At 44.9% G+C, this 26,244-nt stretch carries 23 protein-coding genes; 7 read left to right on the plus strand and 16 right to left on the minus strand.

What is annotated here, in order from left to right; genetic code table 11:
* Positions 1–71: 71 nt before the first annotated feature.
* The 4 genes from folA to rplU all read right to left on the minus strand — a co-directional run bounded on the left by folA (position 72) and on the right by rplU (position 2,437).
* A complete protein-coding gene (folA, locus tag ACO1PK_RS05080) occupies positions 72–560 on the minus strand; it encodes a type 3 dihydrofolate reductase (protein ID WP_423187587.1) in 489 nt (162 codons plus the stop codon).
* A gap of 9 nt (positions 561–569) precedes the next feature.
* Positions 570–1,727: an Obg family GTPase CgtA gene (gene cgtA / locus ACO1PK_RS05085; protein ID WP_423187588.1), complete on the minus strand. Its 1,158-nt coding sequence runs from the start codon at positions 1,725–1,727 to the stop codon at positions 570–572.
* Between the two features lie 128 nt (positions 1,728–1,855).
* On the minus strand, positions 1,856–2,113 hold the full coding sequence (rpmA, locus tag ACO1PK_RS05090; protein ID WP_423187589.1) for a 50S ribosomal protein L27: 258 nt from the start codon (positions 2,111–2,113) through the stop codon (positions 1,856–1,858).
* Between the two features lie 15 nt (positions 2,114–2,128).
* Entirely contained in the window at positions 2,129–2,437 is a 309-nt protein-coding gene (gene rplU / locus ACO1PK_RS05095; RefSeq protein ID WP_423187590.1) for a 50S ribosomal protein L21, read from the minus strand.
* Positions 2,438–2,652: 215 nt separating this feature from the next.
* Here rplU and ispB point away from each other — a divergent pair, with 215 nt between their 5' ends.
* Complete coding sequence (ispB, locus tag ACO1PK_RS05100) at positions 2,653–3,624, plus strand: octaprenyl diphosphate synthase (RefSeq protein WP_423187591.1); 972 nt, start codon at positions 2,653–2,655, stop codon at positions 3,622–3,624.
* A gap of 93 nt (positions 3,625–3,717) precedes the next feature.
* Here ispB and mdh read toward each other — a convergent pair whose 3' ends face one another.
* Positions 3,718–4,656: a malate dehydrogenase gene (gene mdh / locus ACO1PK_RS05105; protein ID WP_423187592.1), complete on the minus strand. Its 939-nt coding sequence runs from the start codon at positions 4,654–4,656 to the stop codon at positions 3,718–3,720.
* Positions 4,657–4,873: 217 nt separating this feature from the next.
* On the opposite strand from mdh, the gene argR reads away from it, so the two are divergent.
* Positions 4,874–5,341 (plus strand): transcriptional regulator ArgR, encoded by a 468-nt coding sequence (gene argR, locus ACO1PK_RS05110; protein ID WP_423187593.1) that lies wholly within the window; start codon positions 4,874–4,876, stop codon positions 5,339–5,341.
* On the opposite strand, the gene ACO1PK_RS05115 is transcribed toward argR, so the two are convergent.
* From ACO1PK_RS05115 to ACO1PK_RS05155, 9 genes are all read right to left on the minus strand, one after another.
* Positions 5,338–6,270 carry a Dyp-type peroxidase gene (locus ACO1PK_RS05115; protein WP_423187594.1) on the minus strand — a complete coding sequence of 311 codons (933 nt, stop codon included), beginning with the start codon at positions 6,268–6,270 and terminating at the stop codon, positions 5,338–5,340. The genes argR and ACO1PK_RS05115 overlap by 4 nt on opposite strands.
* A gap of 1,064 nt (positions 6,271–7,334) precedes the next feature.
* Positions 7,335–8,606 carry an ammonium transporter gene (locus tag ACO1PK_RS05120; RefSeq protein ID WP_423187595.1) on the minus strand — a complete coding sequence of 424 codons (1,272 nt, stop codon included), beginning with the start codon at positions 8,604–8,606 and terminating at the stop codon, positions 7,335–7,337.
* Positions 8,607–8,618: 12 nt separating this feature from the next.
* Entirely contained in the window at positions 8,619–8,957 is a 339-nt protein-coding gene (glnK, locus tag ACO1PK_RS05125) for a P-II family nitrogen regulator (protein ID WP_423187596.1), read from the minus strand.
* Between the two features lie 163 nt (positions 8,958–9,120).
* The gene (locus ACO1PK_RS05130; RefSeq protein ID WP_423187597.1) at positions 9,121–9,498 is read right to left on the minus strand and encodes a YacL family protein; all 378 of its coding nucleotides are present in this window, start codon (positions 9,496–9,498) and stop codon (positions 9,121–9,123) included.
* Positions 9,499–9,665: 167 nt separating this feature from the next.
* Entirely contained in the window at positions 9,666–12,263 is a 2,598-nt protein-coding gene (acnB, locus tag ACO1PK_RS05135; RefSeq protein WP_423187598.1) for a bifunctional aconitate hydratase 2/2-methylisocitrate dehydratase, read from the minus strand.
* Positions 12,264–12,549: 286 nt separating this feature from the next.
* Positions 12,550–14,628 (minus strand): M13 family metallopeptidase, encoded by a 2,079-nt coding sequence (locus ACO1PK_RS05140; protein WP_423187599.1) that lies wholly within the window; start codon positions 14,626–14,628, stop codon positions 12,550–12,552.
* 156 nt (positions 14,629–14,784) lie between these two features.
* The gene (gene ppk2, locus ACO1PK_RS05145) at positions 14,785–15,861 is read right to left on the minus strand and encodes a polyphosphate kinase 2 (protein ID WP_423187600.1); all 1,077 of its coding nucleotides are present in this window, start codon (positions 15,859–15,861) and stop codon (positions 14,785–14,787) included.
* 112 nt (positions 15,862–15,973) lie between these two features.
* Positions 15,974–18,313: an EAL domain-containing protein gene (locus ACO1PK_RS05150; RefSeq protein WP_423187601.1), complete on the minus strand. Its 2,340-nt coding sequence runs from the start codon at positions 18,311–18,313 to the stop codon at positions 15,974–15,976.
* A gap of 198 nt (positions 18,314–18,511) precedes the next feature.
* The gene (locus ACO1PK_RS05155; RefSeq protein ID WP_423187602.1) at positions 18,512–20,026 is read right to left on the minus strand and encodes a DUF3612 domain-containing protein; all 1,515 of its coding nucleotides are present in this window, start codon (positions 20,024–20,026) and stop codon (positions 18,512–18,514) included.
* A gap of 215 nt (positions 20,027–20,241) precedes the next feature.
* Between ACO1PK_RS05155 and ACO1PK_RS05160 the strand changes: the two genes are divergently transcribed.
* Positions 20,242–20,733 carry a malate synthase gene (locus ACO1PK_RS05160; protein ID WP_423187603.1) on the plus strand — a complete coding sequence of 164 codons (492 nt, stop codon included), beginning with the start codon at positions 20,242–20,244 and terminating at the stop codon, positions 20,731–20,733.
* Between the two features lie 60 nt (positions 20,734–20,793).
* On the opposite strand, the gene ACO1PK_RS05165 is transcribed toward ACO1PK_RS05160, so the two are convergent.
* The gene (locus ACO1PK_RS05165; protein ID WP_423187604.1) at positions 20,794–21,318 is read right to left on the minus strand and encodes a hypothetical protein; all 525 of its coding nucleotides are present in this window, start codon (positions 21,316–21,318) and stop codon (positions 20,794–20,796) included.
* Positions 21,319–21,654: 336 nt separating this feature from the next.
* On the opposite strand from ACO1PK_RS05165, the gene ACO1PK_RS05170 reads away from it, so the two are divergent.
* Genes ACO1PK_RS05170 through ACO1PK_RS05180 form a run of 3 tightly spaced genes read left to right on the plus strand, consistent with a single transcriptional unit; the run spans position 21,655 to position 23,579 of the window.
* The gene (locus tag ACO1PK_RS05170; RefSeq protein WP_423187605.1) at positions 21,655–22,167 is read left to right on the plus strand and encodes an RNA polymerase sigma factor; all 513 of its coding nucleotides are present in this window, start codon (positions 21,655–21,657) and stop codon (positions 22,165–22,167) included.
* On the plus strand, positions 22,154–22,609 hold the full coding sequence (locus tag ACO1PK_RS05175) for a hypothetical protein (protein ID WP_423187606.1): 456 nt from the start codon (positions 22,154–22,156) through the stop codon (positions 22,607–22,609). Before ACO1PK_RS05170 ends, ACO1PK_RS05175 begins: the two co-directional genes overlap by 14 nt.
* A 10-nt stretch (positions 22,610–22,619) precedes the next feature.
* Positions 22,620–23,579: a DUF4097 family beta strand repeat-containing protein gene (locus tag ACO1PK_RS05180; protein WP_423187607.1), complete on the plus strand. Its 960-nt coding sequence runs from the start codon at positions 22,620–22,622 to the stop codon at positions 23,577–23,579.
* A 25-nt stretch (positions 23,580–23,604) separates the two neighbouring features.
* Here ACO1PK_RS05180 and ACO1PK_RS05185 read toward each other — a convergent pair whose 3' ends face one another.
* Positions 23,605–24,804 (minus strand): anhydro-N-acetylmuramic acid kinase, encoded by a 1,200-nt coding sequence (locus ACO1PK_RS05185; protein WP_423187608.1) that lies wholly within the window; start codon positions 24,802–24,804, stop codon positions 23,605–23,607.
* A 190-nt stretch (positions 24,805–24,994) separates the two neighbouring features.
* On the opposite strand from ACO1PK_RS05185, the gene ACO1PK_RS05190 reads away from it, so the two are divergent.
* On the plus strand, positions 24,995–26,188 hold the full coding sequence (locus ACO1PK_RS05190) for a GGDEF domain-containing protein (protein WP_423187609.1): 1,194 nt from the start codon (positions 24,995–24,997) through the stop codon (positions 26,186–26,188).
* Positions 26,189–26,244: the final 56 nt, after the last annotated feature.

Below are 26,244 nucleotides of genomic sequence, written 5' to 3' on the forward strand. Positions count from 1 at the left end.
TACCATCAACAGTTTCGAGAAGTTTTTACGATACTCAAAACAGGGTCAGGTTTCAAAATGAGCAGCAGCTATTACTGCCGCTCTAAGGTAAGAAAACGATAACCTAATGGATTGTCAGGACTTGCTGGGTGCGCTTCGTGTGCAATTTCTTGCCAAGGCCCTACTGCATGATAATCAGGGAAACAAGCATCTCCGGCAACGTCCAGCTCAATTTCGGTTAAATAGAGTCGGTTAGCTAAGGGTAAGCACTGCTGGTAAATCTCCGCGCCACCCACAATCATCACCTCAGGTACATCAGCCACTAACGCTAAGGCCTGTTCAATGCTATTTACCCACTCGACAGGACTGTCTGCAGGCGCAGCTTGGCGGCTAATAATAATATTACGCCGACCTGGTAGCGGGCGCCCTATTGATTCATAGGTCTTTCGACCCATAATCACAGGCTTACCCAAGGTGACCGCTTTAAAGTGCTTTAAATCGGCCGGGAGATGCCAGGGCATCTTGTTATCCAAGCCGATAACTCGGTTAGCGGCCATTGCAGCGATCATGGCTATTTGCATAAGGTGACCTTAACGCTGATAAATAACTTCAACGTCATAATCGTCTTCGTCAAAATCGTCATCATCATCCAGATCATCATCTAGCGCTGTAGCTTCTTCATGATAATCATCCCATTTAAAGGTAACAGGATCAGCAATTTGTTCAGCAGCTTCTTCTGCTGGTAATTGCTCAATGTAGTTTAAGATTTCTTTTGACAAGCGCTCTGTGTTTTCGCGTGACGCCGCTGAAATTTTAAATACGGGTCCTTCCCAGTTAAGCGCTTCTGTCACCAGTTGCACAATCTCATCCAGCTCTTCTTCCAGCACTAAATCCATTTTGTTAAAGACTAACCAACGGGGTTTGGCCGCTAGCTTGGTGCTGTATTTATGCAGTTCTTGAATAATGGTCTGCGCATTTTCCGCCGGATCAGAACCATCAGCAGGTAATACATCAATAACGTGCAGCAGTAAACGGCAGCGCTCTAAATGTTTTAAAAACTGAATACCTAAACCCGCACCTTCAGCGGCACCTTCAATTAACCCTGGAATATCGGCAATCACAAAAGAACGGTGCGACTCTACCCGAACTACACCTAAGTTAGGCACTAACGTTGTGAAAGGATAATCTGCTACTTTGGGCTTAGCCGCTGACACAGCACGAATCAGCGTCGATTTACCGGCATTAGGTAAACCTAATAAGCCAACGTCAGCTAAAAGCAGTAACTCTAAACGTAAATTACGGATCTCACCGGGCGTACCGTTGGTTTTTTTGCGCGGTGTACGGTTGGTACTGGTAGCAAAACGCGCATTACCTAAACCATGCCATCCGCCCTTGGCCACCATCAGCTTTTTACCGTGTGCGGTTAAATCGCCAATCACTTCGTCGGTGTCAACGTCAACAGCACGGGTGCCCACTGGTACGCGCAACACTAAATCTAAACCACGTTTACCGGTACAATTTACACTGCCGCCATTTTCGCCGCGTTCAGCTTTGTGGTATTTTTCAAATTGATAATCGACAAGCGTATTAAGATTTTCATCTGCCTGTAGGTATACATCTCCACCGTCCCCGCCATCACCGCCATTGGGACCGCCCTTGGAAATAAATTTTTCCCGTAAAAAACTGATAATACCATTACCGCCGTCACCGGCTTCAACGCGAATTATCGCTTCATCAACAAACTTCATGAGGTGCGTCCTGATTAACTATGAACTGACTAGACTCTGCTTTATCACTAGTATAACGCATGTCAGACAGTGGGGAAAATTTATAAAAAAACCCCGCACAGGGCGGGGTTTTTCTGAAGCCTATCAGCTTATTCGCTAACGATGCTTACATATTTACGATTGTGCTCGCCTTTCACTTCAAACTGAACTTTACCTTCAGTTAAAGCGAATAATGTGTGGTCTTTGCCCATACCCACGTTGTTACCAGCGTGGAATTTAGTACCACGTTGACGCACAATGATGTTACCGGCTAAAACTGACTCACCACCAAAGCGCTTAACACCTAAGCGTTTAGCTTCTGAATCGCGACCGTTACGAGTGCTACCTACACCTTTCTTACTTGCCATGTGTCGATACTCCTGTTACGCGCTGATGCTGGTAATTTTCACTTCAGTGAACCACTGGCGGTGGCCCTGCTGTTTACGTGAATGCTTACGACGACGGAATTTGACGATTTTAATCTTATCGCCACGGCCATGAGTGACCACTTCCGCTACTACCTTACCACCTTCGATTAAAGGGGCGCCGATGTTGATTTCTTCGCCATTAGCGATCATCAACGGGATAAATTCGATTGTTGCGCCGGTTTCTAAGTCTAGTTTTTCTAGACGAAGAGTTTGACCTTCCGTCACACGGTGCTGTTTGCCACCACTTTGGAAAACCGCGTACATAGTTAACTCCGTACAAAGCACGCCAACGCTTTTAAATTTAAGGGGCGTGTTAATTCAATTCACAGGGCGCGAATTGTACGCAATTTCCCCCACAGCCGCAAGTACAATTATTAAAAAGATCACTTGGTCAACAAAAGGATCTAGATTTCATTTTAGCCAACCGCTTCTATAGTGTAGAATTACTTCCATTCAGGTACTTAAGCAGTAGTAAGCAGATGACGCTAGATGAAATACAGCGGCTCTCGGCAGCCGATATGACCGCCGTAAACCAGCAGATATTTTCTCAGCTAAGCTCCGATGTGGCGCTTGTTAACCAACTTGGCATTTATATCGTCAATAGTGGCGGCAAGCGTTTGCGTCCTTTGTTAGCGGTGCTTGCAGCTCGAGCCTTGGGCTATCAAGGAGAACAGCATCTTAGTATCGCCGCGATTATTGAATTTATTCACACCTCTACGTTATTACATGATGATGTGGTAGATGAATCGACGCTAAGACGCGGTAAAGAAACCGCTAATGCGCTATTTGGCAACCAAGCGAGTGTGCTGGTTGGCGATTTCTTGTATAGCCGCTCATTTCAAATGATGGTTAAACTAGACAATATGCGTGTTATGCAAGTACTCGCCGATGCAACCAACATTATTGCTGAAGGCGAAGTATTACAGCTAATGAATGTGAATGATCCTGAAACGACTGAAGAAAGTTATATGCAGGTCATCTACTGTAAAACGGCTAAATTATTTGAAGCGGCGACTCAGCTGGCGGCAGTGATTTCCGGACAAAGCGCGGAAATGGAACACGCTATGAAAGCTTATGGTATGCATTTGGGTACCGCGTTTCAGTTAATTGATGATGTACTGGATTATCAGGCTGATGCCACTGAACTGGGCAAGAATATCGGTGATGACCTAGCAGAAGGCAAACCAACTTTACCGCTTATTCATGCACTGAAAATGGGCTCGCCAGCACAGCAACAGTTAATTAGAGCAGCCATTACGGAAGGCAATGGCATGCAGCATTTAACAGAGATTATGGCTGCCTTGCAAGAAACCGGTGCTTTTACCTATACGCGAGAAATTGCCCAGCAAGAAGCGATAAAAGCGAAACAAGCTTTGTTATTGCTTCCCGCTTCAGACTACAAGACAGCGTTAGTTGCACTTGCAGATATTGCTCTATCTCGCAGCCACTAAATCTTGAAGCCACTAAGCACTTTAGTGGCTTACTTAAGCTCGCACTACAAATAAAAAAGGCGCATTAAGCGCCTTTTTTAACACTAGGCAAACTTAGTTTTTGTTTACAAACTCTTCGCCAAGCGTGATATCCGCTTTTAAGGTACCCAGCATATCGTTCATCGCTTTTTCTTCAAAAGCACTTAAGGTACCGATTGGCAGCAGTTGCTCTACACCATTTTTACCTAGCACTAATGGCTGTGCAAAGAAGCGAGCATGCTCACCGGCACCTTCAACATAGGCATATTCGGTAACAGCTTCGCCCTGTAAACCTTTAATTAAAGAGATACAGAAACGTGCTGCAGCTTGCCCCATAGAAAGTGTAGCTGATCCGCCACCGGCCTTAGCTTCAACCACTTCCGTACCCGCGTTTTGGATACGTACCGTTAATGCAGCCACTTCTTCATCCGTAAAGCTAACACCCGCCACTTGCGATAATAAAGGCAGAATAGTCGTACCGCTATGACCGCCAATCACTGGCACTGTGATATCAGCTGGATTTTTACCTTTTAACTCTGCAACGAAGGTCTCGGCACGAATCACGTCTAAGGTTGTTACACCAAATAAACGGCGTGGATCATAAGTGCCAGCTTTCTTGAAGACTTCAGCGGCAATGGCAACAGTGGTGTTTACTGGGTTAGTGATAATACCCACTAAAGCTGTTGGACACTGTTCAACAATAGCTTCCGCTAAGGTTTTAACAACACCGGCATTAATGTTAAATAAATCTGAGCGATCCATACCTGGCTTGCGTGGCATACCAGCAGGGATCATCACAATATCAGCACCCACTAAGGCTTTGTTTAAATCTTCTTTACCATAGCCAGTTACTTTAACGGCAGTTGGAATATGGCTTAAATCTACAGCCACACCTGGAGTAACAGGAGCCAGATCATACAAGGCTAAGTCTGTGCCGGCAGGTAAATCTAACTTCAGTAACAATGACAGTGCCTGACCAATACCACCGGCAGCACCTAAAACGGCAACTTTCATGATTCTCTCCAATTTTACAGTTCAGAATAACCGCGCCAACAATACTGAAATAGCGCACAAATTACAAATATCTTCGCCTAAAGTCTATATAAAAACTCGTTTCAAGCGCAGCAAAATAACGCTTTGAATTTTGCCAAGCAATTTTAACTCAGCCACTGCATTGTGGCGTTAAATTTGTTAGTATCACTGCACTTAACTCAACGTTGAACAAACCATCATGACAAAACAAAGCCGTCAAGAAGCTTTAATCAATGCATTTAAAGCGCTATTAAAAACAGAAAGCTTTGCTTCACAAGGTGAAATTGTTGATGCTCTTAAAAATGAAGGCTTTGATAATGTCAGCCAATCCAAAGTGTCAAGAATGCTCAGCAAGTACGGTGCAGTGCGAACCCGTAATGCGCGTCAAGAGATGGTGTATACCCTGCCACCTGAGCTCGGCGTACCGACCACGAAAAGCCCACTGCGTCAATTAGTGCTCGATATCGAACATAACGATGTGATGATTATTATCCGCACTAGCCCTGGTGCTGCCCAGTTAATTGCTCGCTTACTTGATTCAGTAGGCAAAGCAGAGGGCGTTTTAGGCACTATTGCCGGTGACGACACTATTTTCATCGCCCCGATCAGTGTAAAAAATATCAATTTCACCCTGCAAAAAGTGACTGAATTATTTGAAAAGGTCTAGGGGGCACGGAAGTCTCCTCGAGCTGCCGCTTCTAAAAAACTCAATGACGGGACAAAAAAAGCAGCCGCAAGATCTAACTGACAAAAATCCAGAAGGGGATCCGCTATCCTGTCAGCATGCACTGCAAAGCGCTGCTGCCAATAGGTAGTTAACGCGCTACTGTCAGCAGTAAAATTCAACGATATCGCACCCTGCAGTTGTAAAGTTGCATAAGCCATGTTTTGTTGTAAGATTAACCCGCCTTCAGCGTGTGCCGCTTCCCAACAGCCAAGATGACTATGTTCATGGCCGCTTGCTAACCCTGGTTTAGCGTCTAACTTGGCATAACCCATGATCGCTTCTTGTTGCTGAGTACTTAATTGTGACCAGACTTTGTGGTCTAGTAACCAGCGGTAAAAAAAGACATAACTGCCGCCGGCAAAGATAGGGCACACTTTCGCATCAATTAATGCGACCTTTCTTTTTAACGGTCCTCTGGGGTTGAGCGGTGCATCGACAAAGCCTGTCAATTGCCTACCGTCTAAATAGCGAAAGCCAGATAACTGATCTAAAACTTCAACATGCCCATGAATCAGCTGATAAATCTGCTGTAATGCGATGTAATTCACATCCTGTCGATCAGAGCGAACCTGAATTAACAGATCGGCCATCGTAAAACTGACCGACACATGCTCTGAAGACAAATCAGGCCAAGTCTGAAAATTTGCAGGCCTTTGCCATGGATATAAGTTATCCCAGTAATGATGACTAATGCCTACCACAGCCGTCAACATGGCTTCAGAGAAATGTTCTGATAGTCGCTCAACCAACTGTAGTATTCTTGCAAGTTTATAACGCATCACGGCTTCTTGGCCATCTAGGACAGTACACAGCAGGTAACTGCCATGCAAGTTTGCTTCTGCACAAATACCTAATTGTTCGCGAGCCATGCCTTACCTTATTCTTATTTTATTTATGCTGAGTATACCGCTAAATCAGCATAAGCTTAATCCCCTATTAACGTGTGAGATATATCTCACAAATCAGGTAGTAATAACGCAACTTTGAAGTAGCAACGCTAGCAGCAAAAATCTTAAGGCATTGTTATTTATAAATTTAATAGACGAAGTCGCTTTCTTGCAATCTTATGACACAGCGTATGATTGCAGAAATTGCCCCCTAAAGCAGATTTATACGTGCATAATTACCACATCAAAACAGCACAACGTTTTGATGTCTGAAAGGGTTTCAGATACTGCAAGGAAACGCAAAGCTGCAGGAGCACGCTTACTGGTCTGGGATAGATACAGTTATGGATAGCTAACGGACACCTTCAAGCTGAAGATGACTCTACAGGACGCTAGAGTTTACAAGGAGCGCCGAGGATGGCCGCGTAATAGGATGGTGCAAGTAAGCACCTTAGCAGCACAAGGCGTGCTCTGTTGCTGGATGCAGCGAAATATTCGCAACAAGGAGGTTTAACAAGGAGTGTTGGCAGGAGCCGTTAATACGCAAGGAAAGGGTTACAGCTGGACGCTGAAAGGGATGAACATATTTATGGATGAATGTTTTGGCATGAAGCTGATTAAAAGGACCTAATGCACGGAAGGAAAGTATGACAAGAAGTTATGCTTTAGGGATTTCTGCCAAGGATTGCAGGTGCAAAGGATGATGCCTTCTCAAGGTGGCCGCGCAGTATGCGGCCCGCTTCTTTTTTCTGTTCGTACTACCTACCTTAGTTATTTTATTTCCGTTACAAGCGCAACTGTAATGGCACACTGAATTTGTGCCACCTTACTCATGCTATTCAATCTCATTCTGCACCGGCATTAGGGTATTTTTGTATTAGGCATAAAAAAACCCCATAACACTGAGTCATGGGGCGTCAGAATAAGACAAAGGACAAGGATAGACGTTTGGTGGAACAAGGTTTAGTGTTGGCCAGCCGTTGCAGTACTGATACTGGCGGCCATCACTGGCTCCCGGAGAGCGCCACCGACACTCTCCAGGCTGCTTACTTTACTGAGGCAACAAACTCAGGATAGGCTTCAATGCCACACTCTGAAGCGTCAACACCTTCATATTCAGCTTCTTCGCTGACACGAATGCCCATTACTAATTTCAGCAGGTACCACACCGCCAAGCTAGCAATAAATACCCAAGCAAAGATTGCAACAGCACCAATTAACTGGCCAACGAAAGTCGCACCTTCTTTACTAAATGGCACTATCATCAGACCAAAGAAACCGACTACACCGTGTACAGAAATAGCACCCACGGGATCATCAATCTTAATTTTGTCTAAAGCGATAATAGAGACAACCACTAACACGCCACCTAGAGCACCGAATAAGGTCGCTTGTAAGGCCGATGGTGTAGAAGGCTCCGCAGTGATGGCAACCAACCCTGCCAGAGCGCCGTTTAACGCCATCGTTAAGTCAGCTTTGCGGAATAAGAACACTGACAAGGCTAAAGCAGCAATAGCGCCAGCAGCGGCAGCCGCATTGGTGTTTAAAAAGACCACAGCGACAGCGTTAGCGTTACTGATATCACCCAGTTTTAATACTGAACCACCATTAAAACCAAACCAGCCCATCCACAGTACCAAGGTACCTAAGGTTGCCAGTGGCATGTTCGCACCAGGAATTGCATTAACTTTACCGTCTTTACTATACTTCCCTTTACGCGCACCCAGTAATAACACGCCTGCTAACGCTGCCGCAGCACCCGCCATATGCACGATACCTGAACCTGCGAAATCAGAAAAACCAAACTGATCATCCAGATTAATACCGAACATCCCTTCAGCACCCCAAGTCCAAGACCCATGAACTGGATAAATAAAGCCCGTCATTACTACAGCGAACGCTAAAAAGGCCCACAGCTTCATACGTTCAGCTACAGCACCAGAAACGATAGACATTGCGGTCGCCACAAAGACCACTTGGAAGAAGAAATCAGATGCGCCTGAATAAACCGCTGCCCCGGTAAAGCCATCTTCACGATCAGCGAAACTGGTTAAGGTAGCGTCAACATCCACAGCACCGATGCCACTTAGGAAAAACTCGCCGCCATACATAAACGCATAACCACAGACTAAATACATAATGCAGGCAATGGAGTATAGGGCGACGTTTTTAGTCAAAATCTCCGTGGTGTTTTTGGCGCGCACCAAGCCTGCTTCTAGCATTGAAAAACCGGCAGCCATCCACATGACGAGGACACCACACATTAAAAAGTAGAAGGTATCCATGGCATATTGTAAGTGATAAATTTGCTCTTGCATGCTAATAACTCCTTAAAGCGCTTCTGCGTCGGTTTCGCCGGTACGGATCCGGACAGCCTGTTCGAGGTCATAAACAAAGATCTTGCCATCGCCAATCCGGCCGGTGTATGCCGCTTTTTGGATGGCTTCTAATAAGCGCTCCACCTGATCATCCTGCGTAGCGATTTCCAGTTTCACTTTCGGCAGAAAATCAACCTGATACTCTGCTCCACGATACAACTCGGTGTGGCCTTTTTGCCGGCCAAAGCCTTTTACTTCTGTTACCGTTAAACCTTCTATCCCAATGTCCGCAATGGCTTCACGAACATCATCCAGTTTGAACGGCTTGATGATGGCACAAACAAGCTTCATGATGGTTTTCCTTATCGAGTAATTTTAGTAATCACTCACTTTTACAAGAAAACCTTGTGCCAACATTTATTTATATTAAATTTCAACAACTTAAATAAAAACCCTTTATCTTGGCGAAAAAAAACGCACCATAGTGGTGCGTTTTTCACTCAGGCAGTGCAAGCTACTTCGCCAAAAAATCTTGCCAAGCGTGCAGTAGTAACAGCAAATCTGCTAAGCCACATTCACTTTCCAGTAAGTGCTCGTCGAGTTGTAAATCCGCATCTTCAAGTAGCTCTGGGAGGTGAAATTGCTCGTTCGACAATAAGGTGTTATGACAGATCCGCACCTCTTGTCGCTGCACTAACAGGCTGTATTCACGCCCAAAATACTGCCAATCTTGATAAGGCGCTAATGCGCTGAGCTCAGTAATCAGTGGTTGATAGCTGGCTTTCGTCAGCTCGAACTCCCCTGTAAGGAACTGCTGCAACGCAGCCTGTTCTGAAGGTAAAGCTAACCGATAACGACGATTATCGCGGTCATAAATAAAATCATACTCCACCGGTGACTCCGCAACTTAACGTGGTCCAAAACAGCAACGGTAAAGACCGCTACACCTATATTTAAATTCTACTCGCCTTAACAGGGCGCGGCTTTTTCACTAAAACAGGTAAAAAAGTATAAATAAAAACGCCTGCACAAGGCAGGCGTTTTTCAGGATTAATCGGCTTAGACTGCTTGCTGAATAATCACATTATCCGCTTTTTTAGTGTACTGCGGCATCTGATGGAAGTTCAGGTAGCGATAAGTATCGGCTGCTGTCGCATCGATCTGCTTCGCATATTCCATATACTCAGCTACCGTTGGCAGCTTGCCTGTGATAGAAGCCACCGCAGCTAGTTCTGCTGATGCCAGATAGACATTAGCTCCCTGACCTAAACGGTTCGGGAAGTTACGAGTAGACGTTGATACTACCGTTGAATTCTCAGCAACTCGTGCTTGGTTACCCATACAGAGTGAACAACCTGGCATCTCGGTGCGAGCACCCACTTTGCCGTAAATACCGTAGTAACCTTCTTCAGTCAGCTGTGCCTGATCCATCTTAGTCGGTGGCGCAATCCACAGACGTGTTGGCAACTGGCCTTTAAACTTATCCAGTAATTTACCCGCGGCACGGAAGTGACCGATGTTGGTCATACAAGAGCCGATGAACACTTCGTCGATCTTATCGCCCGCTACGCTAGACAATAAACGAGCATCATCCGGATCATTTGGTGCACATAGCACTGGCTCTTTAATGTCCGCCAGATCGATTTCGATCACTTCTGTATATTCAGCATCGGCATCGGCTTCCATCAGCTTAGGATCGTTCAACCAAGCTTGCATCGCGTTAATACGACGCTCAATAGTGCGCACATCACCGTAACCTTCGGCAATCATCCACTTTAACATCACAATGTTAGATTGCAGATATTCGGCAATTGACGCTTCTGATAGCTTGATAGTACAGCCAGCAGCAGAGCGCTCAGCAGACGCATCAGAAAGCTCGAAGGCTTGCTCAACCGTTAAGTTTGGTAAACCTTCGATTTCTAGAATACGGCCAGAGAAGATGTTCTTCTTGCCTTTCTTATCCACCGTCAGTAAACCTTTCTGGATAGCAACATAAGGAATCGCATGCACTAAGTCACGCAGGGTAATACCTGGCTGCATTTCGCCTTTAAAGCGCACTAACACTGACTCAGGCATATCCAGTGGCATAACGCCAGTCGCCGCCGCAAAGGCGACTAAGCCAGAACCGGCTGGGAACGAAATACCAATAGGGAAACGCGTATGTGAGTCACCACCGGTACCTACCGTATCAGGTAATAACATACGGTTTAACCAGCTATGGATAATACCATCGCCCGGACGCAGTGATACACCGCCACGGTTCATAATAAAATCTGGCAGGGTGTGGTGCGTGTTCACATCCACTGGCTTCGGATAAGCGGCAGTGTGACAGAAAGACTGCATGGTTAAATCAGCAGAGAAGCCTAAACAGGCTAAGTCTTTTAATTCGTCACGTGTCATTGGGCCAGTAGTATCTTGCGAACCCACAGTGGTCATCTTCGGTTCACAGTAAGTACCTGGACGAACACCTTTCACGCCACAGGCTTTACCCACCATTTTCTGCGCCAGCGTAAAACCTTTGCCGGTATCGGCTTTAGCTTGTGGGCGACGGAATTTGTCAGAAGCACTTAAACCTAAAAATTCACGAGCACGGTCGGTTAAACCACGGCCGATAATCAATGGAATACGACCACCTGCGCGCACTTCGTCGATTAAGACGTCAGTCGCTAAGCTAAACTCAGCTAATACTTCGCCTGTACCGTGACGCACTACCTTGCCTTCGAATGGCAGGATGTCAATCACATCACCCATTTCCAGCTTGCTTACGTCAACTTCGATCGGTAAGGCACCAGAATCTTCCATAGTGTTAAAGAAGATTGGGGCAATTTTGCCGCCTAAAACAAAGCCACCACCACGCTTATTAGGTACGAATGGGATATCGTCACCCATAAACCATAATACTGAGTTAGTGGCAGATTTACGCGATGAACCTGTACCTACCACATCGCCTACATAGGCCAGTGGGAAGCCTTTTTCTTTCAGCGCCTCTAATTGCTTGATCGGGCCGACAGAACCTGGCTGGTCTGGGTGAATACCTTCACGGCTGTTTTTCAGCATCGCTAAGGCATGCAGAGGGATATCAGGGCGTGACCAGGCATCTGGTGCTGGCGATAAGTCATCGGTATTGGTTTCGCCAGATACTTTAAATACGGTAACCGTAATTTTTTCAGCTAAAGCAGGCTTGGCTTCAAACCACTCAGCATCGGCCCAGCTTTGCAATACTTGTTTGGCAAAGACGTTACCCGCTTCCGCTTTCTCTGTCACATCATGGAAAGCATCGAAGATCAATAAAGTATGTGACAACGCTTTGGCAGCAATCGGCGCCAACTTCTCGTTATCTAACAAGCTGATTAACGGCTGAATGTTATAGCCACCCATCATGGTGCCTAACAATTCAGTAGCATATTCTGGGCTGATCAGTGGGCTAGAGGCTTCGCCATTAGCTAAGGCGGTTAAAAAACCGGCTTTTACATAAGCGGCTTCGTCTACACCTGGCGGAACCCGATTGACTAACAGATCGAGGATTGTCTCTTCTTCACCTTTAGGTGGGTTTTTTAGCAGCTCAACTAAGGCAGCAACTTGCTCGGCATTTAAGGGTTTGGCCGGGATACCCTGGGTGGCGCGTTCTGCCACGTGTTCACGATATTCTTGTAGCACAGTAATGTCCTCTCGGTCGTTGCTTGCAGTCTGGTCACTGCAACGTCATTCTGGTGAATGAATGTGGCTAATTATAAGAAAGTTCTGGTTAAAAGCCTATGCGCTTAATAACTGACCTGCTTATAGTGGTTATAAGTTTGCTGAATACAAACAGCCAGACATCATATTTATATTTATAGTGGTCTGACCAATGCAAATAAAAAGGCTGCAACGAAAAATTTACGCTGCAGCCGTAGTTTAGCAGAAATACCGCTTATTTGCTTGCTGTACTAGCATCAGTCAATGCTTACCAAATTTTTACGCGCTGTTCAGGCGGTAAATACATAGCATCACCTTCTTTGATATCAAATGCCGTGTAAAACTCTGGAATATTTGGCAGTACACCTAGCACTCGATATTGTGCAGGTGAGTGCGGTCCAGTACTTAACTGTCGGCGTAACGCTTCTTCACGGAACTTGGTACGCCAAATTTGGGCCCAACTAATAAAGAAACGTTGCTCTCCAGTAAAGCCATCCAGTACTGGCGCCTCTTTACCGGCTAAAGATAATTGATAGGCGCGTAATGCCACCGTCATGCCGCCTAAGTCACCAATATTTTCGCCAAGGGCTACCGCACCATTAACATTAACGCCCGGTAAAGGCTCAAACCGATTGTACTGACCAATCAATTTCGCGCCACGCGCTTGGAACTTGGCTTTATCTTGCTCGGTCCACCAGTTGCGTAAATTACCATCGCCATCGTATTTCGCACCTTGATCATCAAACCCATGACCAATTTCGTGGCCGATCACCGCACCGATACCGCCATAGTTAACCGCATCATCCGCTGCCATGTTAAAGAAAGGCGGTTGTAAAATAGCGGCAGGGAACACGATTTCATTGTTTACCGGGTTATAGTAAGCATTGACGGTTTGCGGGGTCATAAACCACTCACCTTTGTTGATCGGCTTGCCTAACTTGCTCACCATATCATCATAAGCCCAGTGGCTCGCGCGAACGAAGTTACCCACTAAATCATCGGCTTTAATCTCGAGTGCTGAATAATCTTTCCATTGATCTGGATAACCAATTTTGGTGGTAAACTTACCGAGCTTTTCTAAAGCGGCAACTTTTGTTTCCTCGCCCATCCACTCAAGTTCTTTGATAGACAGCTCGTATGCTTTTATTAGATTAGCGACTAACTCTTCCATCCGGGCTTTGGCCGCTGGGCTAAAGTGCCGTTCAACATACAACTTACCTGTCAACTCACCTAACACTTGATCAGAAGCATCAACGGCACGTTTCCAACGCGGCTGTTGTTCCTGAATCCCGCTTAAGGTTGTGCCATAGAAAGCAAAACGGCGATCCGCAAAATTACTGCTCAGTTTATCGGCATAGCTGTTAATGGTTTTGCTGGTTAAATAATCCTGCCAACTGGCTAAATCTGTCGCCGCCAATACTTGGGCAAAACCTGAAAAGTAGCTTGGCTGTCTAACAATCACGTCAGTAACTTGATCTAACTTCACCCCAGTAGCGAAGGCTGTCCAATCGAAATCACCCAGCAAAGTATTGAGTTCTGCCGCACTGATTTTGTTATAGGTTTTGTCTGCATTACGACTATCAAGGCGAGTCCAGTGATGTTCTGCTAAGGCTTTTTCAAGGTTATAAACCCGTTCTGCGGCCGCTTGCGCATCGGCATGACCAGCTAACGTAAACATATCTGCTAAGTACACTTTGTACTGGGCAATAATGTTTAACGACGCTTCGTCATCTTTAAAGTAATAATCACGATCAGGTAAGCCTAAGCCGCCCTGTCCAAGATAGACCGCGTATTCAGTAGAGTTTTTCGCGTCATTATTCACAAACCAGCCAAAGGGAATGGCTACGCCATCACGTTGCAAACGAGCAAACAAGACCGCCAGCTGTGTTTTATCCGTTAAGCCAGCAATTGCTTCAAGTTGTGGTGCTAGCGGAGTTAAGCCTTTTTGTTCAATAGTCGCTTCATCCATAAAGCTGTTATAAAAGCTGCCCAGCTTCTGTTCATCTGAGCCAGCAACAAGATCAGTACGCGCAGCGACTTCATCAATAATGTCTTTAACAGCTTGTTGCGAACGATCGGCCAAAATATGGAAAGAGCCAAAAGTGGCTTTATCAGCTGGGATCTCTGTTTCGGCTAACCATTTGCCGTTAACGGCTAAAAAGAAATCTTGGCCAAAGGCTACATTGCTATCAAAGTATTGTTTATCAATGCCCGACACTAAAACGGCAGCTTGGGCAGACTCGGCTTGGGTTTGCACCTGATTTTCCGTGCTGGTTTCAGGCTTACTGCAGGCCGATAAGCTAAGCGCTATCGCCACGGCAGAGGCTACTAAGGTCATTTTTTTCATTATTATTTCCTATAAAGACTTGGTGTTTGTAACAGCGATATTACGCGCTTCGTAAAGCCTTGCCAAATGCGGGCGAGTGTAAAGTTGTAACAAGGTATTTGCTGCAGCGCATACCTCGTATAACCAGATTGTTTAAAGCCATTCTCAGTTATCCATTTAATCAGAAGCAAGATTATGCTCGCCGACTTCAAAGATAATGCTTGCTCGACCAACGAGCAACGGGTCTGGCGCAAGCACCACTTCTGGATCTTTATTATTGTAAGGTAAGCGCTGCAAAACATAGCGCATAGCATTTAACCGTGCGCGTTTTTTACAATCAGATTTTATCACTGTCCAAGGGGCGTAACTGGTATCCGTACACGCAAACATATGCTCTTTGGCCTGCGTATAAGCATCCCACTTATCTAAAGAAGCCAAGTCAATTGGGCTCAGTTTCCATTGCTTTAACGGGTGAGCTTCTCGTTCTGTAAAGCGCCGACGCTGCTCTTCCTGACTCACCGAGAACCACAGTTTGATCAGATGAATGCCACTTCGGACCAGATGTTTCTCAAACTCGGGCACCTGTAATAGAAATTCTTGATACTCCTCATCACTACAAAATCCCATTACTCGCTCTACGCCGGCGCGGTTGTACCAAGAACGATCGAATAACAATATTTCACCTTTGGTGGGTAATTGGGCAACATAGCGCTGAAAGTACCATTGGCCTTGCTCGTCTGCGCTAGGCTTCTCCAACGCGACCACTCTGGCACCACGTGGATTTAAGTGTTCCATAAACCGTTTGATAGTACCGCCTTTACCGGCGGCATCACGCCCTTCGAACAAGATCACTACCCGTTGTCCTGTCTCTTTTAGCCAGCGCTGCAGTTTTAATAACTCAACTTGCAGATGATATTTTTGCTGCTCATACGCTTTACGACTCAAGCGATTTTTATAAGGATAGCCACCGTCGCGCCAATCGGCTGTTAATTGCTGATCCGCTCTGACTCGGCGTTTTTCTACTTGCGCAGATTCACCTTTGTTTAACGCTTTACTGAGTTGCACTAAATCATCTGGCGACAAGCCATCTAACATCGCTAACAAATGCTCGGACAATATATGCATATCACCTGTGGCCTTTGCCGCGATAATATTCTCAATGGCGACGGCTTTTGCTTGCTGGCTGGCACTTAAGCGCTCTGCAACTTCTGTGCTCTCTGGCGTAATGGTTTTAGACTGGACGCGTTCGTTCATCATTCCCCCACGAAAATATGGCTGTAGAGCCGCTCTGGTCTAAAGAGCATAGAATGCCGCAGACTGTTTGCCTAGCAATATCAAAACATAGCAGTAACGCTAGATTACCAACTTAGTGAGCTTGTCGTTTTTCAACCGCCAACCCCTTTGCGGTTTGCTTGTCGGCAAAATAGGGTGAAAATACACTATGCTGGTGCCAGCTTTCGATGGCTGCCGGCTTGGCAAATAAGAATCCTTGCATATGCTCACAGCCTAAGCGAATTAACAACTTTTGCTGTAATTCGGTCTCAACACCTTCCACAATTAATTTAAGATTAAGCGATTTTGCTAATTGAATGGTGGCCTGTAGCACTTTTAACTGTAATCGATCTTCTGGAAAACCATGTAAAAAACTACGATCTAATTTTAAAGTACTCGCTGGCAGTTTTGCTAATAAACTCAAGGAGGCTTGGCCAGTACCAAAATCATCAATGGCAATGTCGAAACCGAGTTTCTTCAATACCGTGAGTTTTTCAAACATCTGTTGTGGCTTGCTGATAATACTGGTCTCTGTTAATTCAATTTCTAGCTTTTCCACCAGTTCTGGCTGATGGGTAGCTAAAGACACCAGTTCAGCAAAGAATAGTGCGTCCATAATATCGGGGCCGGCTAAATTGATGGACAATTTAAAAGGCACCTTATGTTTTGCCCAGTACAACAATAATGTTGTTGCTTGCTTTAACACAAAGCTAGATAACTGGACTAAAAAGCCGTACTTTTCCGCTAGCATGACAATTTTATCTGGTGGAATAAACAGCCCAGGCTGCTTTTCCCAGCGCAATAAGGCTTCAAAACTTTCTATTTGGCCTTGCGCTGCAACCTTTGGTTGCAACCACAATACCAGCTGCTGCTGTTGCAGGGCTTGTTTTAACTCGGCCAACAGCTGATTCTCCGCCTCTCGCTCTGCAATCGCAGCCGCAGTATAAAAAGCAATAGGTTGATGATAATGCTCAGCAAACTCTAAGGCTGACTCACACTGCTCGATATATTGCTCTGAACTGGTCGCGACGCCCTCTGTAATCGTTAGCCCGAGTTCATAACTGAGCATGACAGCTTGATTACCCATTACCAATTGCTTGGGTAATGTTGCAAGCAATGCCTGCCCGAAATCATTAGCACTCTCTTTGGAGCTCGCTAATCCACCCCAAGCAATAAATTTTACACCACGCAATCTTGCCAACTGCACCCTGCCAGACAGCGCTTCTCGAGCACGATGTGCAAAGCATTTCAAAAGCTCATCGCCGGCATTATAACCGTGTTGTTGATTAAACGATTTGATATTGCATAAGCGAATAATCGCCATAACGCCTGTCGCTTGACGCTGTAAGCGTTTGTTTATCAGGCGATTAAATAATAAAGCATTGGGTAATGAGGTGAGCAAGTCATAGGCTTGCAGAATTTTATGCTCTTGCTCTTTGTGCTCTAAACGCTGATGCAGTGCCCGTAATGTCGATAGATCTTCCAGCTGCAAAATCAAATGCTCGCTTTCTGTTTGGCCAATTTTCGTCAACAACACCACACTACCAGGTCGCTTTAAGCAATAGCATTCAACAGGATGCAACCCCTCAAAGGGTGCGGCAAACTGAGCAATAGCATCGACGTCTTCCGCTGCAGGCGTTAATAATTCGCTTAACTTTTCTGCGTTAGCCTGTGCTATCCCCAATAAATCACAAGCTTTATGATTTAATTTTAACAGTTCGCCCTCTTTGTTTATTAATAAAGTAGCAATTTGCGTATTCTCAAACATGTCTTCGTAGAGTTGATGACTACAACTGAGTTGATGATTAACCGCAGCTAAAGCTGTTGCATTGCGTTTTAATGTGGCTAGAACCCTTAAAATAGCCAGTGGTATACAAACGTTAAAAAACAAAAATAATAGACTATGTAGATATTCATGGGTATGAGGTAAATCCATGAGGGTTATTGCGAAAAAATCGTATGAGCTACGATTCATCAACAAATAGAATGGCAGCAAATTAAACACAACCAAGCCAAAGGTCACCCACGGAGGGAAAAACAGCAGACTAATTAAAGGAGCCGTATACACAAAAATCACCCCGAGACGCGCCAAATCGGGATGCTGTACAAAAATCGATATCGCTACACCAGCAGCAAAAACAGTGAACATCAACAATACACTGCTAAAAAATTGATATTTATTAGAAAAAAATAACGCTGCACCAATGAAGCCACAAAACGCTAGAGTAATAGCCAGATGAAAATGCAGATTTATCGCATCCTGCCCTGCGCTATGCAGCAGAATACCTAAAATCAGTAGCAAACCGATAGATAACAGAATTCGAAGAGCACTTTGCCTAACCGTTGGCATTGAGGCAGAATTCAGGTGGGCTTCCGTGACCATAAAAAAGCGTTTAAAACGTTCAAGCATTATTTTGGCCTTAATTAAGAACATGATACTGTTCTTTTTCAAACAACTAGACCTATAGTGTATTCACAGCATAAAGCAGTTTGGCAGTATTCGACAAGCCAATACTACCCAAATGGGTTATATTTTACTAACAAAATACCCCTCAGTGGCAGCTCAAAATCATTTGAAATTAATTAATTTTCGCTAATATTAACCTTTATCCGCTAAAGCCAAAAGAAAAAATCAATTTGAGTCAAGCTGTTCACATTTATAACAGCTGGGCGATCTTGGGCAACGCCCACCTCTGGCACAAATAAGTTGTGCCGGTTTCGTCATACTGCGACTCACCCAATTGATATTAAGAATATTAGCAACGCGCTTCAAAGTGCTTTGAATACTCTGCGGCACACTCGCCGCGCCCCCATACTGAATGCAACGGGCTTTCATTTCTAAGGCTAAACTGGCGGCATCAATACCTTGCGCGGCAATAGCCGGATTTAAATCAATACCGGCACACAACACATGATTATTACCGGCTAAATCTTGCACCTTGGTCGATTCACAACAGTAAATACGGGGCTCACCGTTAACATCTAACAACGAAAGCTGTGCTGAACTGCCCGTCTCTTTGACATCAAACATCCGAAATACCGCCCAGTGCTGACAAGGGTCGGTTACTTGCCGCATATTGCCCCAAGGTAACGGAATACCATTACCGCGATAGACCGCTTTTAACTTACCCGGACTGTAGGCATCAAAATAATGCCAGTGTGGGTAAGGTGAAACCGCGGTCATACGACGCATGGCCACCGACGCCGAAACCTCGGCCTGCAGATGGCTAGCAATTTCATAACCACGTCTTTCTAATAATTGTCGAAAGGCTTGCTTGGGGCAGAGTAAAGCGCCCGCGAAAAAGCTCGATTCAAAGTCACGCCAAGCATGTAGAATATCCTGCGGTGCCATGCTAACACTGTCACTATTCCCTTCATCCAGTGCTCCACCCACCGCCATCGAGCTTTTCACACCATCCTTGTTATGCAATACGGCATGACCAATATGCACCGCCAACTCATACTTTAAGCGCGTAGGCCATTGCTGCAGGATCTTGTTAAGATACAAGGTTCTGGGTGGCGTAAAATAGGAGGTGCCAATATTTTGCGATCTGACACCAAGTTCATCCAAAATTTCTTTTGGCGCTTCTTCATACCAACGAATACTTAGGCCTAGCTGCTCGACAATTTGCAATAAATCTGCCACCGATAAGGGTAAACGCTTTAAGCCTACCTCCTCTGCAGCGCGCTCCAATTCTGGGAAATGATTTTGATGATGCTCTTGATGCGCTCGAATCAACAGTTGTGCAAATTGCCGGCCACTGGTGCCCGTTTGTGCCAATAATTCTGGTATCGCAATTTGTAGAATGTCGGTATTAAATAAAAACGCCGGTTCGAGCGGCATGCCATGCAGCCCGCCTTTACTGTTTTTGGGTAAAACTAAATCTTGTTCTTCCGCTTCCGCATCTAAAAACCACTCCAGATCTTTTTGAAAAACCTGTGCGATCACTTCTAACATATCGATACTCGGCACCCGCTTACCGCGCTCGATCATCGATAAATAAGACACCGAAGGCGCAGCTTCTGGATTTAACCTTACACAACGAGTCGATAAATCTTCGATAGTTAAGTTATTACGTTTTCTAAGATTTCTAATCTTAGTACCCAGAAAATGTGACTTACGAATTAGGCTTTTATTAATTTTCATTTTGTAAAATTCACACTGTAAAATTTTTATTGTGAAATTATCAGTAAAATTAATCTAGACTAGTTTTCAAGCAATAGCAAAAGCTATCGCGAAAACGGCAGTAGAAAATTTCTGCGAAGCAAAAGATGAGATGGCACGAGCACTGAAGCTACACGCCACTGCACCCATACAGCCTTGTCTGAGGCAAAGATAGCGTACCTGATGAGGAAAAAGAAATGACGACATTAGCAAATCCACAACCACTGCATATTCAACATGAAATGCAGATGATTACCCAACTGAATGAGAGCCATGTAAAACAAATTATGGACTATTCAAAAGGCTTTCTGGATAAAACCTTCCCGCTTGCCCGCGGCTCACACCAAGCGGTTGCAAGCTATGTCGTCTATTATCAACAACTTTTGGCGTTCTTTCATGACGGCAGCACCAGTGGTTTAGCTGATCCAAGCCAGTTTATTGGCTTAATTGGTCATCGTGAAACGCCTGAAGCACTGTTACTGCAAAATCAAGGACGCCATGTTGAACTAATATTGAATAAAGGCGGCTTACAGGGTAGCAAAGATCCTGCAGGCATTGATGATATTCAGCTGCAAACGACTGAGCCAGAGTGCAGCTGGTTTAGCTTAGTCTCAGGCCGTCAAGTCAGTTGTCGTAGCCGAGGCGATAAAAGCTTTACCGCTAAAGATGGCAGTAGCTATTTGCTTTAACGACTTGCCATAACGAAAAGCCCAGCATAACGCTGGGCTTTAACGCAAGTTCCTTTGCGATTACTCTGCAGCCTGCAAAGCAATTTCCTGTACTTCTACACCATTGATGCTCACCGTTAAGCGCTCAAGGTTAGCCAAAGTCAGCTCTGAGTTATCGATACGCACTGCTTGGATAAAGTCTTGTAACGCTGCTACTTTATCACCCGCCATTAAGTGCATCACACCACGGTTATTTAATGCTAAGGCGCGCATTTCACGTTTGGCTGAGCGCGGGATTGCCTGTAAATTGGCAGCCAGTTGAACCGCATCACCACAGGCTGTCGCCGCTAAGGTAAAGTCTGCGGTGCTGCTGTAGGCAACACACAAACTGACTTGACGATAAAAAGGTTCACTTTTATCAGCGTCTTCTGCTTGAACCTGCGCAATCGCTTCTGCAAATTGTCCGGCTTTAATAAAAGCAGCACCGGGCGCATCCTCAATTAACGCCATTTTATAGCCCGTGCTCGCAGCAGAAGCGAGCAAAGGACTTGACGACAACAATACCACCGCCAAGCTGGTAACAAGTTTACGAGTTGAAATAGTCATGTCTGTTCTCTCCTGCAAAATGATTTTGGGTGGCCACTCATTGCTGGCCACGTAATAAAATTACAACAATGAACTTGTTCTTACAAACGAGAAGAAATCACCATACAGATTAATAAATTTCAACTGTAACAATTTTATTTTTAAGATTCTGAATTATATTAAATTAATAATAAACCCTTATTCTTGTCGTGATAATGCCGTCATAAAACTTAGTCAAAAATGTAATTTTATTACCAAAAAACCCCTAGGTAGTATCGAAAAAAAATATTTAAACCTATTTAAACCTTTTAAGCTGACACGACGACTAACCCATCATGTGCCAAAACAGACTTAACCATGCAACGACACGAAAACGTTTTGATTCAGCAGGTGATTGCGGGAGATCAAACAGCATATGAACAGCTATACAAGCAATACTCCGCTCGCGTCTACGCGATCTGTTTGCGTCTATTAGCAACTCGCGCTAAGGCAGAAGAGGCGACACAGGAGACCTTTGTGCAAATATGGCAGCAGTTACCGCATTTTCGCGCTGATAGCCAATTTTCAACCTGGTTGCATCGCATAGCCGTTAATACGGCGATTGATAGTTGGCGGCAAGATAAATTTGCCCGATTACTGGATGAAGCTGATCTGGATCTCATTGCAGAGCCAGCCCAAGAACTTCAGCTTTTAGACAAATTGATCTTAAAGTTGCCCAAGCAAGCCAGAGCAGTTTTTGTGCTCTTTGCCATTGAAGGTTATCAACACCAAGAAATTGCCAAGCTATTACAAATTGCCGAAGGTAGCAGTAAAGCACAGTACCATCGCGCCAGACAATTGTTACAGGAGTGGTTAAATGCAGCAGAATGACCTTGATAGCCTGCTAACCAAATTACCCGCGGAAATTACACCCGAGCGTGATCTTTGGCCTGAAATAACGCAACAGCTAAGCAAGCCGCCATCAAAACGCGCCCGGCTGTGGCTCAGTGCAGTAGCCGCTAGCCTAATTGTAGCGGTGCTATTTTGGCAGTCGTTTAATCCTGAGCCAGTTATCCACTTGGCGCAATTAGAGCAGCAGTATCAACAACAGCTGCAGCAACGCTTAGCGGCAATGACTGCCGTCAATACCGCTTATGGAGATTGGCAATGGCAGCTTAGCATTTGGCAAGATGCAATTAATCAAGTGCATTTGGTGCTGCGTCTGTATCCAGAGGATAGCTTTTTACAGCAAAAATTACTCACGCTGTATCAACAACAACTTGATTACCTTAGTAATCTCACTGAGCTACCCAACGTCTCTCTACAACCTTAAGGAAATGATGATGAAAATACAAATATTAGGTTCTACACTCGCTTTATTACTCATCAGCACATGGGTCTTTGCTACTAGCCAGCAAAGTATTGATGAAGTCAGAGCTGTCAGTGCTAATGAAAAAATCAGCTTGGATGTACAACGGGGCAGCGTAGAAATTAAAGCGGCATCAGATAATCAATTCCGGGTGTCTGGAAAGTTGGATGAACAAGCCGAAGGTTTCACACTAGACTCAGCGAAGGGTTTTACAAAGTTTAGTGTAAAAATGCCCAAGCAGCTTATTGAAAGTGATCAGAGTAAAAGTAATGGTTCAGCTTTAGTGATTACCGTGCCTGTTGGCAGCAATATTGAATTTAGCGGTGTCAATGTGAATGTAACTGCCAGCGGTATCCAAGGTAGTAGCCTAATTAACACCGTCAATGGTGATATTAACGCGCTTCGTTTAACAAATAGTGTTACGTTAAGTACGGTAAACGGCAAAATTGACAGCGAGGCATTACAAGGACAAATCACTCTTAAAACAGTGAATGGTGAAATTGACGACAAAACCTCCGAAGGGCGCATATCAGTAGAATCAATCAATGGCAGTATTGAACTGGAGAGCAACCCCACCGAGCTTATGGTCACAGTCGTTAATGGTGAGGTTGACTTGGTGTTAAATGGCACTCAGCAAGTCGCCTTATCTAGTGTAAATGGTGATATTGAACTGGATTTACATAACCAAGTAGCACCGACTATCAAAGGCAGCTCGGTCAGTGGCAAATTCGAACTAGCTTTACCAGCGCAGCTGGATGCTCAAGTTGCATTAAAAACGTCAGCGGGGGGCAGTATCAAAAATACGTTAACTAACGATAAACCTAATCGCGCTAAATATGGTCCCGCGTCAAGTCTGACCTATAGCGCCGGTAATGGCAGCGGCAATATTGAAATCAACACCGTAAGCGGTCGTATCGAGATAAAAAAGCACTAGATACGCAAGGTATTAACACCTAATTTCAATCTGCAAAACTGACCTTCCCCATAGTAACGCTCGGGATCCCCTCTCTAGCGTTACTAAAGCGTTGCTGGCCTCCGACCAAACACTCATTCGCAAGTAAGGCAAATAATACAGCTTCTTTGGCGTCAGGGTTAATGTTCAGCTCGGCAGTGGTGGTGATCCGACACTGCGGCAGCTGCTGGCGTAATTGCTGCATTAAGAGCGGATTATGAATGCCGCCACCACTGGCATACACCACGGCTCTTTCAGCTGCGCAGCTGTTTTTAATCGCTTGCGCAATCATAGTGGCAGTAAAGGCATTTAAGGTGGCCATCACATCAGCTGCGGTCAATAATAGCGTACCACTGGCGTGTTGCGCGCGTTGCAAATAAGCCAAGTTAAACACTTCCGGCCCCGTAGTTTTTGGAAAGCTAAGGCTAAAAAATGGATCTTGCTGTAAGGCACTAAGCAAACTCAGCGAGACTTGACCTTGTAAGGCTAACTGCGCGCCCTCGTCAAAGTACTGACCAGGTTGCACCTGCCGAATATAAGCATCCATTAAGGTATTACCAGGGCCGATATCGGTGCTAAACACGGCATTGGCATCGCGGCTTTGCGGTAACCAGGTTAAATTAGCAATACCGCCAATATTCAACATAATGCGATTTTCTGTTGCTGAACTAAACAGGAGATAATCGCCATACACTGCTAAAGGCGCGCCCTCACCCCCTGCAGCAATATGCTTTTGCCGAAAATCACTGATCGTGGTAATGCCAGTGGTTACCGCTAGATGATCACCATCGCCAAGCTGCAAGGTCGCATTTCCCCATTGTGGATCTTGATGCTGACGTAACGGACAATGAAATACGGTCTGACCATGACTGGCAATCACATCAATGTCAGTAGCGGCGATCTGCCACTCGGCTAAACACTGGTTAATCAACTGACCATGTACCTTAGCAATCCACGGGTTAAGCAAGGTGAGTGTTTGCAAATCCACCTCGCGTTTTGAAAATACCGCTCGCACCCGTGCTTGAAAATCAGCCGAGTAAGGCAGGGTACAAAAATGCTCAACCTTCAGCTCTGTCTGTAAACCCGCACCCCGAATTTTACACAATGCAATGTCTAAACCGTCTAGCGAGGTGCCGCTCATTAAACCGATAATGGTGCGTTCAGCTTTCGCTGCCGTTTGATACAGTTTCTCAATATGTGGATGCATATCATCTCTTTGATTTATAGTTATTTTCAAGCTTTAACATTGAACATTTTAAATATTAAAGCCAAAGGGTATTTATGAAAAATCGTTTTAAACCAGACGAAAATCAGGCTATTCATGTTGGTTTAATTGTCTGATATATGCGTATTGTGTTACATTTACGCCACTTGTTGCCAGAGGCTTAAACGCGTTTATGGATGTATTTACCCTTACGGTTATTAATGCCTTTATAGCTGTTGTGGTAACAACGGTACTGACTTTGCAAAATAAAGCCGAGCGCCAGTTTCGTTATCAGCGCTATTTTATGCTAGCAGGTTGTTGCTTTTTTCTTAATTCATCCCTTACGGCGCTAATTTATGCGGGTTACCACCTACCCTATTGGTTACAACCGGCACTATCTAATGTACTTAACCTGAGTACCAATGTTGCTCTGGCCGCAGGTATACACCGGCATCTGCAGTTACCCGGCAAGCGGAATGGTTTGCTTTTAATCCCCATCGCAGCTTTCCTACTGCATTTTTCCGAACTTGCCCAAGAGCAGCTGCTGTTTCGGATGCTCATCATCATACCTGCGGTGATCTTACTTAATCTCTGGTGTATCAGCATGCTATGGCGCTTTAAAAATCATGTTCTAGGCAAAGTGTATCTGGCTTTTATCGCCATTTTTAGTTTTAACATTCTGCAGCTGTTATTTCGCTTAAGCTACAACGCGCTTTACTCCCAACAGTTGCTGCCTGATCATAATCACGCAATGATACAAAGCGTGATCTTTTTTAATCTCACCGCCTTTGTCATTCTGATCTTTGGCTGCATGATTATGCTCAGCCATAGCCAACAACGCCAAGCGTTAATTCAACTTTCTGAGCGTGATGCACTAACGGGCTTATTAAATAGGCGCTCACTTGATCTTCGCTTAACGGCAGAGCTACATAGAGCAGCAAGAGAAAAACTACCAACCAGTTTTTTGCTGCTGGATATTGATCACTTTAAACAAGTAAACGATAACTTAGGCCATACCACTGGCGACGCGGTCATCAAGCATGTTGCAAAAATAATCAATGAATTATCACGGGATTATGATGTGTTATTTCGCTATGGTGGTGAAGAGTTTTTAATCTGTTTACCCAATACCAATGAACTTAATGCAACAAGTATTGCCAATAGAATTCGCGAAACTGTTGCGCAGCGACCTATTACCGCAATTGACTCTCTAACTATTACGGTGAGCATCGGTTTGGCAAGCACTAGCAATACTGAACAATGGCAAGTCTTATTGCAACAAGCAGATCAAGCATTATATCTGGCAAAACAACAAGGGCGAAATTGTGTAAAAAGTTATCACGCTGACTTACAAATACACGGCACAGAACTCAAATCAGTCTGCTAATTTAAATATTGAAAAAACATTTTAACATTCCGAGAAGATAAAAAAGCCCGAAACGT

Origin of the sequence: Alishewanella sp. d11 (assembly GCF_049390205.1) — a bacterium.
In the GTDB taxonomy this organism is placed as follows: Bacteria; Pseudomonadota; Gammaproteobacteria; order Enterobacterales; family Alteromonadaceae; genus Alishewanella.